Origin of the sequence: Natronosalvus rutilus, assembly GCF_024204665.1 — an archaeon.
Taxonomy (GTDB): domain Archaea; phylum Halobacteriota; class Halobacteria; order Halobacteriales; family Natrialbaceae; genus Natronosalvus; species Natronosalvus rutilus.
In genome coordinates this window covers 251,918-267,359 of the sequence record NZ_CP100355.1, presented here as the reverse complement: position 1 = coordinate 267,359, position 15,442 = coordinate 251,918, and the positions used below count along the sequence as shown (strand labels likewise).

Annotated in this window: 14 protein-coding genes; 8 read left to right on the top strand and 6 right to left on the bottom strand. The window is 66.0% G+C overall.

The genetic code is table 11. The annotated features are described in order from the left end of the window. Positions 1 to 15 precede the first annotated feature (15 nt). On the top strand, positions 16 to 1,176 hold the full coding sequence (locus NGM29_RS01390) for an HD domain-containing protein (protein ID WP_254158480.1): 1,161 nt from the start codon (positions 16 to 18) through the stop codon (positions 1,174 to 1,176). A 302-nt stretch (positions 1,177 to 1,478) separates the two neighbouring features. Next, a complete protein-coding gene (locus tag NGM29_RS01385) occupies positions 1,479 to 2,123 on the top strand; it encodes a hypothetical protein (protein WP_254158479.1) in 645 nt (214 codons plus the stop codon). Between the two features lie 15 nt (positions 2,124 to 2,138). On the opposite strand, the gene hisB is transcribed toward NGM29_RS01385, so the two are convergent. Next, the gene (gene hisB / locus NGM29_RS01380; RefSeq protein WP_254158478.1) at positions 2,139 to 2,726 is read right to left on the bottom strand and encodes an imidazoleglycerol-phosphate dehydratase HisB; all 588 of its coding nucleotides are present in this window, start codon (positions 2,724 to 2,726) and stop codon (positions 2,139 to 2,141) included. A gap of 268 nt (positions 2,727 to 2,994) precedes the next feature. Between hisB and NGM29_RS01375 the strand changes: the two genes are divergently transcribed. Further along, entirely contained in the window at positions 2,995 to 3,264 is a 270-nt protein-coding gene (locus NGM29_RS01375) for a DUF8028 family protein (RefSeq protein WP_253430712.1), read from the top strand. Positions 3,265 to 3,442: 178 nt separating this feature from the next. On the opposite strand, the gene hisA is transcribed toward NGM29_RS01375, so the two are convergent. Next, positions 3,443 to 4,180, bottom strand: a complete 738-nt coding sequence (gene hisA / locus NGM29_RS01370) for a 1-(5-phosphoribosyl)-5-[(5-phosphoribosylamino)methylideneamino]imidazole-4-carboxamide isomerase (RefSeq protein ID WP_254158477.1) — start codon at positions 4,178 to 4,180, stop codon at positions 3,443 to 3,445. A 188-nt stretch (positions 4,181 to 4,368) separates the two neighbouring features. Between hisA and NGM29_RS01365 the strand changes: the two genes are divergently transcribed. From NGM29_RS01365 to NGM29_RS01355, 3 genes are all read left to right on the top strand, one after another. Next, the gene (locus NGM29_RS01365; RefSeq protein ID WP_254158476.1) at positions 4,369 to 5,550 is read left to right on the top strand and encodes an inorganic phosphate transporter; all 1,182 of its coding nucleotides are present in this window, start codon (positions 4,369 to 4,371) and stop codon (positions 5,548 to 5,550) included. Between the two features lie 93 nt (positions 5,551 to 5,643). Then, positions 5,644 to 6,033, top strand: coding sequence for a ferredoxin Fer (gene fer, locus NGM29_RS01360; protein ID WP_253430706.1), 390 nt, complete (start codon positions 5,644 to 5,646; stop codon positions 6,031 to 6,033). Positions 6,034 to 6,250: 217 nt separating this feature from the next. Beyond that, positions 6,251 to 7,267: an A24 family peptidase C-terminal domain-containing protein gene (locus tag NGM29_RS01355; RefSeq protein WP_254158475.1), complete on the top strand. Its 1,017-nt coding sequence runs from the start codon at positions 6,251 to 6,253 to the stop codon at positions 7,265 to 7,267. Between the two features lie 24 nt (positions 7,268 to 7,291). Here the strand turns inward: NGM29_RS01355 and NGM29_RS01350 are convergent, their stop codons facing one another. Then, positions 7,292 to 9,151, bottom strand: a complete 1,860-nt coding sequence (locus NGM29_RS01350) for an asparagine synthase-related protein (RefSeq protein WP_254158474.1) — start codon at positions 9,149 to 9,151, stop codon at positions 7,292 to 7,294. A 350-nt stretch (positions 9,152 to 9,501) separates the two neighbouring features. Between NGM29_RS01350 and NGM29_RS01345 the strand changes: the two genes are divergently transcribed. After that, positions 9,502 to 9,780, top strand: coding sequence for a hypothetical protein (locus tag NGM29_RS01345; protein WP_254158473.1), 279 nt, complete (start codon positions 9,502 to 9,504; stop codon positions 9,778 to 9,780). 12 nt (positions 9,781 to 9,792) lie between these two features. On the opposite strand, the gene NGM29_RS01340 is transcribed toward NGM29_RS01345, so the two are convergent. The 3 genes from NGM29_RS01340 to NGM29_RS01330 form a co-directional block, all read right to left on the bottom strand. Further along, positions 9,793 to 11,763, bottom strand: coding sequence for an AMP-dependent synthetase/ligase (locus tag NGM29_RS01340; protein WP_254158472.1), 1,971 nt, complete (start codon positions 11,761 to 11,763; stop codon positions 9,793 to 9,795). A gap of 196 nt (positions 11,764 to 11,959) precedes the next feature. Then, positions 11,960 to 13,921, bottom strand: coding sequence for an AMP-dependent synthetase/ligase (locus tag NGM29_RS01335; protein WP_254158471.1), 1,962 nt, complete (start codon positions 13,919 to 13,921; stop codon positions 11,960 to 11,962). A 152-nt stretch (positions 13,922 to 14,073) separates the two neighbouring features. Beyond that, positions 14,074 to 14,529 carry a universal stress protein gene (locus tag NGM29_RS01330; RefSeq protein ID WP_254158470.1) on the bottom strand — a complete coding sequence of 152 codons (456 nt, stop codon included), beginning with the start codon at positions 14,527 to 14,529 and terminating at the stop codon, positions 14,074 to 14,076. 115 nt (positions 14,530 to 14,644) lie between these two features. Here NGM29_RS01330 and NGM29_RS01325 point away from each other — a divergent pair, with 115 nt between their 5' ends. Next, entirely contained in the window at positions 14,645 to 15,385 is a 741-nt protein-coding gene (locus NGM29_RS01325; RefSeq protein WP_254158469.1) for an SDR family NAD(P)-dependent oxidoreductase, read from the top strand. The last annotated feature ends 57 nt before the right edge of the window (positions 15,386 to 15,442 follow it).

Below are 15,442 nucleotides of genomic sequence, written 5' to 3'. Positions count from 1 at the left end.
GCCGCGAGTACGCCCATGAACGCGATCAAAGACGCCGTCCACGACTACGTCGAGGTCGACGGCGTCGTACAGGATCTCCTGGACACGGCGGCGATGCAGCGACTCCGGTACGTCAAACAGCTCTCGACCGTCCGACTGGTCTACCCCTCGGCCAGCCACACCCGGTTCGAACACAGTCTCGGAGTCTATCACCTCGCGCGCCAGGCGCTCACCCACCTCGGCGTCGAGGGGGCCCGCGCGGAGGCCGTCCGCGCAGCGGCCCTGCTCCACGACGTCGGCCACGGTCCCTACGGCCACCAGACCGAACGGATCATCGAGCGCCACCTCGGGCGCCACCACGACGACGTTCACCACCTCTTCGAGGACTCGGAACTGGCGGCCGTCCTCGAGTCCCACGGCCTCGCCCCGGAAGTGGTCGCGAACCTGATCGCCGGCGAGGGCAAACTCGGCCAGCTCGTCTCGGGGGACCTCGACGTCGACCGGATGGACTACCTCGTGCGCGACGCCCACCACACGGGCGTCCCCTACGGCACGGTCGATCCGGGGCGGCTCGTTCGAGTCCTCCGGTTCGTCGACGACGCGCTCGTCCTCGAGGAGGGCAACGTCGCGACCGCCGAGAGCCTGCTCGTTGCCCGCGCGCTGATGAACGCGACCGTCTATCGCCACCACGTCTCCCGCATCGCGGGGTCGATGCTCGAGCGCGCCTCCGAGACCCTGCTCGAGGAGACCGATCTGACGGCCGAGCGATTCGCCCGGATGACCGATGCGGACCTCCTGTCGGCGCTCCGGGAGTGCCAGCCCACGACCGATTTCGCGGCTCGACTCGCGGAACGGCGCCTCTACAAGCGAGCGGCCTGGGCCGAACTCGAGGCGGTGCCGGAATGGCTGCTCGAGGCCGACCACGACGAGGTTCGAGAACTCGAAGACGACGTCGCCGACCGGGCAGACGTCGATTCGCGGTCGGTCGTCGTCGACTGTCCAGGTCGGCCGAGCATGCCCGAGACCGAGACGCGCGTCGTCGTCGGCGGCTCCGTCCGCAGGCTTCACGAACAGTCGCCGCTCGTCCAGGGGTTACAGGCCGCCCAGCGCGCCCAGTGGCGGCTCGGTGTCTACGCCCCGGAGGCCGACCTCGAGGCGGTCGAACGGGCGGTCTCGTCAGTGCTGGCCCTCGAGTGATCGCGGTCGGTGTGTCGCAGAGGGAGGAAGAGTGCCCACGGTCGACGTATCGCAGAATACGGGGGGATGGGCGACGCGTGTGACGCCGCCACCGTACTGGATTCGTGGCCCGTCGCAGGTACCCCTACCCAGGACAGGATCTATGTGATATGGTCTCAAGGAACATGATTCTGTCGCTCGCTGTCGGCCAGTGAGACACGAGGGCGGCGCTCCGTGGCGAGACGACGTTTGCTCGATTCGTCGAGACTCGACCCCATCGCGTCTGACTCACGTTTTTGGTTGTCCGGTTCGGACGAACGTTCATGCGCGCAATCCAAAGCTGTGACTTTTGTGGAGAACCGGCCGCCGGAACCTTCGAAATCGTCCCGGCAACGCTCGAACCGAACGAGCGCGAACAAGGTCGCGCGGTTCTCTGTGATGCCTGCCACGCCCGCCTGGAGACGCTCCTCGAGCCGTTGCTCGACCGACTCGGAGGCGGCGAGAGCGGACGCGACGGAAATGGTCGTCCCTCGCGTGACCGCGCGCCGTCCGAAACTGGCGCTGCTTCTGAAACCGACGATGTCGCCGTGTCGATCGGCAGAAACGACGAAACCCGGGCCGCTGACGAGAGGCGAAGCGACGACGCCGAGGGCGCCGCTCGAGCGAGCAGGCAGGGGGTTACGACAGAGACGAACGTCGAAGCCGACCGAGAATCTGCTGGAGGCGGTTCTGAACCCGTCGAAAGGGATACTGAACCCGCGTCGGGTGACGACTCGCAGCCGCCAGCCGCCTACGGCAAGGTCCTTCGACTCCTCCGCAATCGCGAACTCCCGATGGACCGCGCCGACCTCGAGGGGCTCGCTGCCGGCGCCTACGACCTCGAGAACCACGAGGTCGACGCGATCATCGACCACGCGCTCGAGGAGGGGAAACTCGTCGAGGACGGCGATCAGTTGCGTCGGCCGTAGCGGACGTCGTCGTAGTCAGAGCGTCCCCTTCGTGCTCGGCGTCCCCTCGCGCCGCTCGTCGAGTCGCGTCGCGTCGTCGAGCGTTCGCGCGAGCGCCTTGAACAGCGCCTCGACTTCGTGGTGGGCGTTCTCGCCGTCGACGGCCAGGTGGAGGGTGAGCCCGGCGTGCATCGCCAGCGACTCGGCGAAGTGACGCGCCATGTCGCTCGTGAACTCCCCTACTCGATCCTGTGAGAACGTGCCGTCGAAGTAAAACCGGGAGCGCCCGCTCACGTCGATGACTGCGTCTGCGACCGCCTCGTCGAGCGGGACGCGCCGGTCGGCGTACCGGACGATTCCCGCGCGGTCACCGAGCGCCTCGTCGAACGCGGTTCCGACGACAATGGCGACGTCCTCGACGGTGTGGTGGTCGTCGACGTGGAGGTCGCCGTCGCAGTCGAGTTCGAGGTCGAACAGGCCGTGCTCGGCGAAGGCGGTACACATGTGATCGAAGAAGCCGATCCCGGTGTCGATCTCGGCGGTTCCCGACCCGTCGACGGCGAGAGTGCACTCGATAGTCGTCTCGCCCGTTTCGCGGGAAACGGTCGCCGTTCGCTGACTCATGCTCGAGGTATGCGGCGGCCGATACAAGGCGATTGCGCTCGAGGCGGTGTCAGATCGGCTCGAGTTTAGTCCTGTTTGTGTCGAGATTCGACGACAGAAATTACCGCCTCTAATGGTGTTTTAAAATTTTAGGAGCGTTCTAAACGCGTTTCAGGCATCCGATACCCCAGTCGATAATCGGTGAAACGGACCGAAACGACCTCAATGTTCGTCCCCTTATATGATGGGTGCAGTGAATGTCTCTGCTACCCAGAGGTGTTCGATGACCATGCCAAATCCGTCCCCGCCCTCGACTGAATCGCTCACGCCGTCTCCCGAAGCGGTCAGCCAGTACAGTTCCCGACTTCGCCAGACGCTCGGCGTCGTCAGACCCTCAGCACAGTTCCTGAGTTTCTGGATCGCCATCGCGCTGCCGTTCGCGTATCTACCCCTCCTCGCGAACGGCCTGAACGATCCGACGATCGCCCTGACATTCGTGACGCTGCTGGTCGTCAACGTCTTCGCCCTGTACGCCGGTCACGGCTACAATCAGCACTGACGGTCGACACTGCTGGGGCCCTCCACTCCTCCAACTTCGACCCTCCACTCCTCCAACTCTGTCTTCCTTCTCGACCCACGTACCACGCTCCACTCCACTTTTTACGCGTCATCGGATACCTTGGAGCGGCGATACGTTCGCCCGTCGCCGGTGAACGATCGTCACGCCGTCCGCCGAATTACCCGCCGTCAGCCACTCGCTGGGCCGCCTCGAGCGTGAACGCCCCCTCGTAGAGTGCGCTTCCGACTACGACCGCCGCGGCCCCGGCCTCGTGAAGCGCCGCGATGTCCTCGAGCGACGCCACCCCGCCGCTGGCGACGATCGGGACGTCGGTTGCGTCGACGAGGTCGTGAACCGGTTCGGTCTGGACGCCCTCGAGTTGCCCCTCGACGTCGACGTTCGTGAAGAGGATTGCCGCAGCGCCGAGGTCGTCGTACCGCCTCGCGGCGTCGACGGGCGTGATGCCGGCGCCTTCGGTCCAGCCCTCGACGACGACCTCGCCACCTTTCGCGTCGAGGCTGACGACGACGGAGTCCGGGTACTCGGCGCTGATCTCGGCCACGACGTCGGGATTCTCGACGGCCGCCGTTCCCAGGATGACCCGATCGAGGCCGCGCTCGAGGAGGTCGAACGCGTCGCTGGCGGTTCGAATGCCGCCGCCGAGCTGGGTCGGCACGTCGACGACCTCGAGGACGGCGTCGATGGCGTCGGCGTTCGCTCGCTCGCCCTCGAACGCGCCGTCGAGGTCGACCAGGTGGAGACTGCGAGCACCGGCGTCGATCCACCGCTTCGCGGCCGCCACGGGGTCCCCGTAGCGTTTCTCGGTGCCGCGCTCGCCCTGGACGAGCTGGACGACCTCGCCGTCCTGGACGTCGACCGCCGGAATCACCTCGAACTCCGCGAACTGCTGGCTCATGCGGAGTACGCAGAGGGCGACGCGAGTAAATGCCCCGGTTTTCGGCTACGGTACGGTCCCACGGTCGTCGTTTTACCACTCCTGTTGACGCTCGTGACGACTCCCTGAATCGTCGCCCTCTGAAGCGTCTGACCGTCCGACCGACCCAAATAGGCGCGTTTTTAGGCCCCTGCCCCATACGTTCGTCCGTGTCGGAGATACTGTTATACGCAGGTGTTCTCGTCGCGATTTTCGTCGGCTACAACATCGGCGGCGCGACCACGGGCCCGGCGTTCGGTCCCGCCGTCGGCGCGAACGTCATCACGAAGGTCGCTGCCGCGGGACTGATGTCTATCTTCTTCTTCGTCGGCGCCTGGACCATCGGCCCCGCCGTCGTCGACACGCTCGGCAACGACCTTATCACTGACAGCGACATCTTCACGCTCGAGGCCAACGTCGCCGTCCTCTTTTTCATCGGCGGCGCCCTCTTCATCGGGAACTACGCGGGCGTCCCCGCGTCGACCTCGATGACCGCGGTCGGCGCCATCGCCGCGCTCGGGTTCGCGACCGGCGAGTTGAACGTCGGCGTCGTCCTCGAGATCGCCATCTGGTGGGTCGTCGCGCCCGTCATCGGCTTCTGGGTGTCGGGCGTCATCGGCCGCTACTTCTACCCGCAGATCAATGCCTGGGTCGCCATCGAGTCCAAGCGCGGCGGCGAGCCGATGCTCTCGCTCGACCGCTCCGGGCTGGTCCCGCGGGTCGCCTACCGCGCCGGTTCGGGCCGTCGACAGCGAACTGGTGCGATAGTCGTCGTCGTGATCGGCTGTCTGATGGCCTTCAGTTCTGGAACGAGTAACATCGCCAACGCCATCGCCCCGATCTACGGCGCCGGCGGCCTCGACCTGGGTCCGCTCATCGTCATCGGCTCGATCGCCGTCGCCGTCGGGGCGTTCACCATCGCCCGCCGGACCCTCGACACACTCGGTAACGACATCACGAACCTGCCGCTGACGGCGGCAATCGTCGTCGCGGTCGTGGCCTCGGCGATCGTCATTTTCCTCTCGCTCATCGGGATTCCCGCCAGCTTCGTCGTCGTCGCAACCATGTGCATCGTCGGGCTGGGCTGGGGACGAGCGACCCGGACGACGACGCTTTCGGACGCCGCCCGCGGCGAGGAAACGGCCGTCTCGATCGGTGCGCTCACGGCCGACGAAGAGGGCGAACGACCGCCCGAAATCGGCGAGGAAAGCGCCGAGGACATCCCGAAGGCGGCCGACCTGTTCGACCCGTCGACGACCGCTCGCGTCATCCTGATGCAAAACGTCGTTCCGCTCATCTCGACGGTCGCGGCGTTTCTCACCTTCCGATTCGTCCCGCTGTTTGGCTTTTGAGCCCGACCGTTCTCGGATCGGGACTGTCCGGACTGATAAACCGTTGCAAATGAACAGCAAGCTATACCAGTACGGGCCTCGAAGCGCCACCTGATGCCCACGGTAGAATACCTCAACTACGAAGTATTGGACGACCAGGGATGGAGTGTCGACGACGACGACGTCTTCGAAAAAGCCGCCGACGCCGACTTCGACGCCGAGGACTACGGAACCCTCGAGGTCAACGAGGGCGAGTACATCCTCGAGTCCGCCGAGGCCCAGGGCTACGACTGGCCCTTCTCGTGCCGTGCCGGCGCCTGTGCAAACTGTGCGGCCATCCTCAAGGAGGGCGAAATCCAGATGGACATGCAGCAGATCCTCAGCGACGAGGAAGTCGAGGACAAGAACGTCCGCCTGACCTGCATCGGTACTGCCGAGTCCGAGGAGGTCAAGATCGTTTACAACGCCAAGCACCTCGACTACCTGCAGAACCGCGTCATCTAGTCCGGAACGCGCTTTCCAACATTTTCTAGTATCACGGGTAAACGCATTTGTATCCGATCGGCTCGAGCGAGAGCGGGTCGAGGACCGGACGCAATTCGTGTTGCTCGAGGATCGTCACGGGTTCTAGGCGCCTTCCCAGTGATTCCGGGCGTGCCACCTCGTTCGAGACTCCGTTGCAGCCGTAACACCTACCACCCACCGGGACGCCGTAGCGAACGTGTACGACGTCGTCCCGATCGCCTCGACGCCTGACGTCCTCCGGCTCGTCGCCGTCCCCGTCTTCGCCTGGGCGGCCGTCCGCGACGTGAAGACCCGCCGGATCTCGAGTTCGGTTTGGGTCCCGCTGTCGGCGCTCGCCGCGGTCCTGTTCGTCTGGGACGGCTGGGTCGCCTACCAGGCTGGCGGGGTCGTCTGGAGCCACGAGTTTCTCGTCCCCTCGGCGCTGAGTCTCGGGGTCGTCGTCCCGCTCGCGTACCTCTTCTGGTGGTTCGGCGGATTCGGCGGTGCCGACGCGAAGGCGTTGCTGGTGCTCGCGTTGCTGTTTCCGACGTACCCTGCCTACGAAATCGGCTCGTGGACGCTCCCCACCGTCACCCCAGAGATCGCCAGCGCGTTCTCGCTCGCCATCCTGACCAACGCGGTCCTCCTCGGCGTCCTCATCCCGGTCGTCCTCGCGATTCGAAACGCCATCGCTGGGCGAATCGCCCCCGTGATGTTCATCGGCTGGCCGGTCGAGTGGACGACCGTCTCGAGCACCCACGGACGACTCCTGGACGCGCCCTCGGGGCGGTCCCTGAGCGGTCTCGACCTGGACGCCCTCCGAATGTATCTTCGCTGGCGGGGTCTCAGCCTCGAGGAACTCCGGACGGACCCGGAGACGTATCGCGACCCGGCGAGTCTCCCCGACGAACCGAATCCGCCGACCGACGGCGCGGTGACGGCCGAGGTTCGGAGCGACGGCGGGTCGAGTCCCGTCCAGGACAGCCTCGAGCGCGATACCGACGCATCAGCCGACATCGAAGTCGAAGACCCCTGGGGCGCCGCAGCCTTCCTCGAGGACATCGACGGCACGGCCTACGGCACCGGCCCCGAGACGCTCCGAGACGGCCTCGAGGTCCTCACCGAACGCGAGGCCGTCTGGATTTCGCCGGGAACGCCGTTCCTGGTGCCGATCTTCGCGGGGCTAGTCGTCGCGCTCGTCTACGGCGACCTCCTGTTTACCCTTCTGTTCTAACTCCCCGAGTTACTCGAGTGACGATTACTCGAACCACTCCTCACCTACGTCGGCGAGCCACGACGGATCCCCGAGGTCGACGCCTTCGACCCGCGCCAGCGTTCGCAGCGCGTAGAGGTTTCGGCTCGAGGGAACGGCCTCGAGAACCGCATCGTCGACGATTCCGTGCCAGGCGAGCGGGTGGGAGCCGGGTTCGCGCCACCGTTCGCGCGGGGCGAGAAACGGCGGCTCCCAGTCGCCGCCGCGCTCGAGGAACTGCCGAACGGGGGTGTGACGGACGAGTGAGAGCAAGCGATCGACGGGCTCGAGCGTTCGATCCGTCACCGCGGCCCGGTCGTGGGTGACACCGGCGACCCGCCAGTAGATGGCCGTGGCGAGGTCGGCGTGGAGCCCCTTTCCGCGACGGAAGGCGAGGGGAACCGCCTCCCAGGCCCGGACGTAGGCGGGGTCCCACAGCGGGAGCCACCACTCGAGGCCGGCGTCCTCGTAGACCCGGCAGTCGCCGTTGGTGAACGTCGACATGCGCCCGCGCCACTCCCAGCGTTCGTAGGCTGCGGCGGCCGTCGCGGGGTCAGAGATCGTCTGAGGATCTCGGTCGTCGAGGAGGCCGCGTCGAATGCGCTCGCGAAACGCATCCTGGATGCTTCCGCCATCGTCCGTGGGCACGTTCGCGACGTCGTCCAGATCCCAGAGCACGTAGTGCGTCTCGAGGACGTACTCGACCAGCGCCTCGAGCGTGGGGTCGATCGTCTCGAGGGCTTCGTCGACGGTTCCCCGTTCGTCGGCATCCACGGCGGGCCCACAGCCGACAGTCGTCCGGTCGATGTCGAACCGGGGCTCGCCCGCGAATCGCGGCAGTCGTTCGCTGGGTGTCGCCACGGTGTGACCTGGACAGTAGAGCGCGTCTTCTGGAAGCCGGCCGTCCTCGAGCAACCCGTGGACGGCGGGCCACTCGGCCAGAAACGGGAGGGCGTCCCTGCTGAAGGCCCACTCCCGGTAACGGTGGCCGGCCTCGCCGTGGTACCGCTCACGCCACATCGCTCGCGAGTAGGGGTAGAACTCCCAGCGGATCCCGAGTTCGGCCGCGACCTCTCGGCTGACCTCGACGTCGGGGTGGCCCGAGCGGCCGAAGGTAAAGCCGATCACCTCCCGTCCGCGCTCGACGAGGGCTGCGGCGAGCAGTCGGGAGTCGTACCCGCCCGAGAGTGGGAGGACGACGGGGCGGTCGCCGGCGACGACCTCGAGTCGGTCGAGTGCGGCCTGGAGGCCGGCCTCGAGGCGCGTGAGGGGTGCCTCGAGCATGTCGCCGGCGCACTCGTCCTCGGCAGTCGGCGTTTCGGCGGCGGGCCAGTACTCGCGGTAGGTGTGGCGAGTGACGATTCGATAGCCGTCGCTGGTGGTGCCAGTGCCGTCGACGTCGCTCGACTCGAGTCGAACCATTTCCCCCGGTTGCACGGCGAAGACGTCCCGCCAGATGGTGTCGGGACCGGTTACGTACCGCGTCAGGAGGAACTCGCGCTCGGCGACCGGGTCTCGAGGCGCGTCGACGGCGTCTCTGGCGATCCACCCGCGATCGCTGACGACCGACCCGGCGGCGTCGTACCAGAGGGGAATCGAGCGAGCGCCGTCGGCGACGAGGTACGTCGAGTCTGCGTCGAGGCCGACGACGGCCGCGAAGAAGCCCTCGAGGGAGTCGGCGCAGGCGGCGACGGCCTCGAGGTGAGCGTCCCCGTCTTGATTCCGGCCGGCCCTGTCCTCGAGCGCCCGTGCGAACCGCTCGGCGATGGCCGGCGCCTCGAGGAGGTCCGCCCCGTCGAATGCCTGGCCCCGGACGGCGACGCCGCGGCGGCGCACCCACCTCTCGTCCTGTAGTCGAACGTTCATTCGTCGATGTATTCACTACCGAAACCACCCAGTTATAGCTCTCGACTGATCGCTGCCGGATTCGGCTCGATCGAAGGGAACGCACTCGAGTGCTCGTGCGGACCGTTCAGCGATAACTGCAGCGACGGCCGACGCCTCAAGGACCTGCCCTCCGTCGAACGCACGGTCGCGAACGACGACGTCAACGCGCCGGATCCACTGGTCGGCCCGTAGCGCCACGTTCGTGGCTCGAGTAACCGTGGTATTCCCATCTGGAATGTGGATACGCCGGATCAGCGAGTGGACCGCCGATCGGATGTGGTCGACGTATCCGTGAAAAAACACTTGTGGCAGCAAGAGCGAGGTGTACCATGGTCCTCCAGCGATTGAACCGGTACGGATACGCCGTCCTCGGCTGTCTGATCGCCGCACTCGCGTCGGTGATCGCAGGTGTGAGCGAATTCGCCTGGGCGTTTCTCGTTCTCTCCGGTGTGCTCCTGTGGCTGGCACTGACCCGGAACACGCGCTCGGATTCGGAGGGCGTCTATCCCCACGATCGCGAACCCGACCCGGAGGCGGAAGAAGAACGGACCCGAACCCGCGAATCCGAACTCGAGGGCGACAAGGCGAGAGGGGGTGGACTGGGGTAGTCGCGTTCCCGCTCAGTCGGCCGCTTCGGCCGGTCGATCGGACGCGCGCTCGGGATAGATGTCCGCCACCTCCTCGTCGAATTTCTCGAGGATCACGCGACGCTTCTTCTTCATCGTCGGCGTCAGCATCTCGTTTTCCTCGGTGAACTCTTCGGGAACGAGCTGGAAACGCTTGATCTGCTCGTGTTTCTCGAAGTTCTCGTTCACCGCGTCGATCTCCGCCTGGACGAGGTCGTGGGCGGCCTCGCTGTCGACGATCCGCGCGTCGTCCTCGAGCTCGAGTTCGTCTCGCAGATACTGGAAGTTGGGAACGACGAGCGCGCCGACGAACTTCTCGCCGTCACCGACGACCATGCACTGCTCGACGACCTGACTCTGGGCGAAGCTGTCCTCGATGGGGGCGGGGGCGACGTTCTTCCCCGTCGAGAGGACGAGCATCTGTTTCGAACGCTCGTGGAAGACGAGGTAGCCGTCGGGTCGAATTGTGACGATGTCGCCGGTGCGGAACCACCGTCCCTCGTTGTCCTCGACGAACGCCTCGGCGGTCTTCTCGGGCTTGTTCCAGTATCCCTTCGCGACCTGCGGGCCCTTGATGAGCAACTCGCCGGTTTCGCCGATCGCGGTGTCGGTGCTCTCCTCGGGGACGACGGTCTCGTCGACCTTCAGATCGGTGTCGACGAGGGCGGGGCCGATCGTCCCGATCTTGGGTTCTTCCGGCGGATTCGTCGTGACCACGGGTGCGGTCTCGGTCAGGCCGTAGCCCTCGTAGATGGGCAGGCCCATCCCGTGATAGAGTGTGCAGAGCTCGGCCGAGAGGGTGCCGCCGCCGCTGACGAGCATATCGATGTTGCCGCCGAGGGCCTCCTTGACCTGCGAGAAGACCAGCGTGTCGGCGACCGTCATCTTCAGCTTCAGACCGGCTCCGGGGCTGTCAGCGCGGTAGTACGCCCGGCTGACATCGGTCGCCCACTCGAAGATGCGCTCCTTGATCGGCGATTCGCTCGCCTGTTCGCGGATGGCGTCGTAGATCTTCTCGTAGACCCGCGGCACGCTCGTCGCCGTCGTTGGCGAGACGAGCTGGAAGTCCTCCTTGAGCGTGTCCGAACTCTCGGCGTAGGCGACGCAGGCCCCGCTGGCGAACATCAGGAAGTGTCCCGCGGTGCGCTCGAAGACGTGTGCCAGTGGGAGGAACGAGACGCTTTGTGTGTTGCTGTTGATCGAGGGCGTCCCCGCCGGTTTCCCCGGACGCGGCCCGAACCGCCGGTAGGTCTGGTTGACGTTCGCCCGGAAGTTCCGGTGGGTCAGCTGGACGCCCTTCGGCTGGCCGGTCGTTCCGCTAGTGTAGATCAGACTCGCCAGGTCGTCCGGCGTGCGCTCGGCGAGCCAGCTCTGGTAGGTCTCCTCGTCATAACCCTCGTCGCCGCGCTCGTAGACGTCCGCGAGGGTGCAGATGTCGTCGCGGTCGTCGTACGTGCTGGAGAGGTCGTCCATGGAGACGATAAATTCGAGGTCGAGGTCCTCCTCCACCTCGAGGACGCGCTCGAGCAGGGCTTCGTTCTCGACGACGACGCCGGTCGCCCCCGGGTCGTCGAGCAGGTACCGAACCTGGTCGGGCGACGAGCTGCGGTAGACGGTAGTGACTACGGCGCCGGCCGAGAGCAGCGCGAAGTCTGTCTGGGCCCACTCCATGCGCGTCCCAGCAAATATGGCGACGCGATCACCGGCGTCGACGCCGAGGTCGCGAAAGCCGGTCGCGAGTCGTTCGACGAGCGCCCCCATCTCGGCGTAGCTGAGCACTGCGTAGTCGCCGTCGGGTGCGGGATCGACCACCGGCCCCGCGAGCGAGCGGTCGTAAATCCCGCCCTTGTAACGCTGGGCCGGTGCGTCCCTGTTGCGCTCGACCGTCTTCGCGAACAGCTGTCCCAGTGTGTCCATATCGAGCACGTCGTCCTCGAACTCTCGTTCGGATTCCCTCCATCCCATGGTATGGTTCCTCAATGCACATGCCACCTCTTGAACTATTCGGCTGTTTTGAGTGGTTCGGGCGGTGGCAGCGCTTGAGCGGCGACGGCGCTTGGACGGTGGCGGCGTTCTGATGGCAACGGGCGGCGATCAACGGACGGCGGACGACAGAACGAGTTAGGGAGGGGGGGATGGTGTCGGGACGTCGAAACACCGGTCAGGCGTCGGCGTAGACCTCGTCGACCCGGTCGTCGAAGCGCTCGAGAATAACGCGACGTTTCTTCTTCATCGTCGGCGTCAGCATCTCGTTGTCCTCGGTGAACTCGACGGGGACGAGGCGGAACTGCTTGATCGTCTCGTGTTTCTCGAAGCTCTCGTTCACCGCGTCGACTTCCTCGCCGACGTAGGATCGGACGCGCTCGTCCTCGCAGACGGCTTCGGCGTCCTCGGGGAGGTCGACCCCCTCTCGGTCGGCCCACTCGCGAACGTGCTCGAGGTTCGGGACGAGGAGTGCGCCGACGAACTTCTCGCCGTCGCCGACGACCATGCACTGCTCGACGACCTCGCTGGCAGCGAAGGCGTCCTCGATGGGGGCGGGGGCGACGTTCTTCCCCGTCGAGAGCACGAGGATCTGTTTGACTCGCTCGCGGAATTCGACGTAACCGTCCGGACGAAGGTGGACGATGTCGCCGGTGCGGAACCAGCGCCCACCGTCGTCCTCGCTCTCGAAGAACGCCCGGTCGGTAGCGCTGGGTTTCTCCCAGTAGCCCTCGGTCACGTTCGGTCCTCGAACGAGCAACTCCCCGACCTGACCGGGGTCGTCGAAGACGTCCTGGTCAGCGACGGACTCGTCGATGCGAAGCGTGACGTCGGGCAGCGCGGGACCGACCGTCCCGATTTTGGGCTCCTCGGGCGGGTTGACCGTCACTACGGGGGCGGTCTCGGTCAGGCCGTACCCCTCGTAGATGGGCAGGCCCATCCCGTGATAGAGCGTACAGAGTTCCTTCGAGAGGCTTCCGCCGCCGCTGATGAGGAGTTCGACGTTGCCCCCGAGGGCCTCCTTGACCTGCGAGAAGACGAGTCGGTCCGCGAGGGCGTGTTTCGCCCGCAGGGCCGGTCCTGGCACGTCCGCCTCGGCGTACTCGACGCCGACGTCGGTCGCCCAGTGGAAGATCCGTTCCTTGATCGCGGACTCGCTCGCCTGTTCGCGGATGGCGTCGTAGATCTTCTCGTAGACGCGCGGCACGCTCGTCGCCGAGTTCGGCCGAACCGCGCTGAAGTCTGCTTGCAGGGTGTCGGGGCTCTCGGCGTAGGCGACGCAGGCCCCGCTGGCGAACATCAGGAAGTGCCCTGCGGTGCGCTCGAAGACGTGGGCCAGCGGCAGGAACGAGACCGTTTGCACCGATTCGTCGATCACCGGCAGGTCCGCGGACTTGTCCGGTCGCGGCCCGTAGCGCTTGCGAATCTGGTTGACGTTCGCCCGGAAGTTACCGTGGGTCAGCTGGACTCCCTTCGGCCGACCGGTCGTCCCGCTGGTGTATATCAGACTCGCCAGGTCGTCGGCCTCGGGTTCGTCGACCCAACTCTGGTACGCCTCGAGGTCGAAGGTCTTCTCCCCGCGCGCGTAGACGTCCGCGAGCGTGTAGACGTCGTCGCGGTCGTCGTACGTGCCGGAGAGGTCGTCCATCGAAACGACGAACTCGAGGTCGAGGTCCTCCTCCACCTCGAGGACGCGCTCGAGCAGGGCTTCGTTCTCGACGACGACGCCCGTCGCCTCCGGGTCGTCGAGCAAGTAGCGGACCTGGTCGGGCGACGAACTGCGGTAGACGGTGGTGACCACGGCGCCGGCCGAGAGCAGCGCGAAGTCGGTCTGGGCCCACTCCATGCGGGTGTCGGCGAAGACGCCGATCCGGTCGCCGAACTCGACGCCGAGGTCGCGAAAGCCGGCCGCGAGTTTCCGGACGACGTCGCGCATTTCGGCGTACGAGATCGCGCGGAAGTCGCCGTCGGCGGCCGCCCGCAACACGCCGTCGGTGAGCGAGCGGTCGTAGACCCCGCCCTTGTAGCGCTGTGCCGGGCGATTGGGGTGTTGCTCGGCGGCGTCCTCGAACAGCCGACCCAGGCTGGTCGTATCAATGACCGCGTCGTCGTACTCGCGTTCTGCGTCCCGCCAGTTCATATGCACGTGGCAAGGACTCACGGGCGATAAAACGTGAGGGAACGCGTTTCCCGTGACGGACGGTTTATTCGGCGTCTCGAGCGACTAGGGCGAGAACGGCGGAGTCGGTCGTCGTCTGGGAGTTCACTTACGATCCGAAAACCGGAATCCGATCAGTCGGAACTGCGGACGAACGTCACGGGACACGGCGCCGAGAGCAAGACTTCCTGGGCGGTCGAGCCGAAGACGGCCTTCCCGGTCGGGGAGCGTTTTCGTCCGCCGACGACGACGCGGTCGGCGTTCACGTCGGTCGCCAAATCGACGATTGCCTTGCCGTGATCGCCCACCGAGCCGCGAACCTCGTAGTTCACGCCCGCGTCGTCGAGCGGATTCCGGAGGTCGCGGATCGTGGCGTGACGTCCAGCGACTTCGTTCGGGTCGACCTCCTCGACTTCGGGGTCGAAGGAGAGCTGGTCCAGGACCTTCTCGTACTCGTCGTCGGTGAAGACGTGAGCGAGCACGACCGTCGACTCTGCGGGCGCTGCGACTTCGATGACTGCCTCGGCGAGTGCGTCCGTCCGTTCGGCATCGCCCGGACCAACCGCGAGCAGGATTGTTTCGAGCGTCATACTCAGTACGTATACCCTCCACTACCTTAAGCGTTCATACGATTACTCGATATCGAGTAAAAACTCCCACCTGCCGACCCCGGCGACTTTTCGTGCTCCTGAGTGAGGATGACGTATGGACGAACCAGACCTCACCGGTCGGACCGTACTGGTCACCGGCAGCGCGCGCGGCATCGGTCGGGCGTTCCTGCTGGCGCTGGCCGAACGCGGCGCGAAGACGGCCGTTCACTACCACACCAGCGACGAAGCCGCTCGTTCCGTCGCCGACGAGGCTCGAGACCGCGGCGCCGAGGCTGTCACGACGGTTCGCGGCGACGTGATCGACCCCGGAAGCGTCGACGAACTGTTCTCGAGCGTCGAGGACGATCTGGGGGCCGTCGACGTACTCGTCAACAACGTCGGCGACTTCGCACCCACCCACTGGGCAGACATCGAGTTCGAGACCTGGAACCGCGTCTTGGAGACGAACCTCAACGGGACCTACCTCTGCACGAAGCGTGCCCTCCCCGGCATGCGCGAGAACGGATTCGGCCGCATCGTCAACCTCGGCAACGCCTCGAGCGAGAAGGGACTCGTCAACCCGGTGAATTTCCCGTACTTCGTCGCCAAGGCTGGTGTGATCATGTTCACACGGATGCTCGCCGCCGACACCCAGGACGACGGCATCACCGTGAACGCCATCTCGCCGTACGTCGTCGAGAACTCCGAGGCGTTCCCCGAAGAGATTCCTCGAGGGCGCCCCGCCAGTTTCGACGACCTCGTCCGCCCGCTCCTGTTCTTCGTCGACCCGGAGAGCGACTACGTGAGCGGTCAGAATCTCGAGGTCGATGGTGGGTGGCTTCCGGAGACGGTGTGACGGCGGGTGGCCCCCAAGAGACGGTCTAGCGGCTGCCGGCTCCCGGGGACCGTCTGC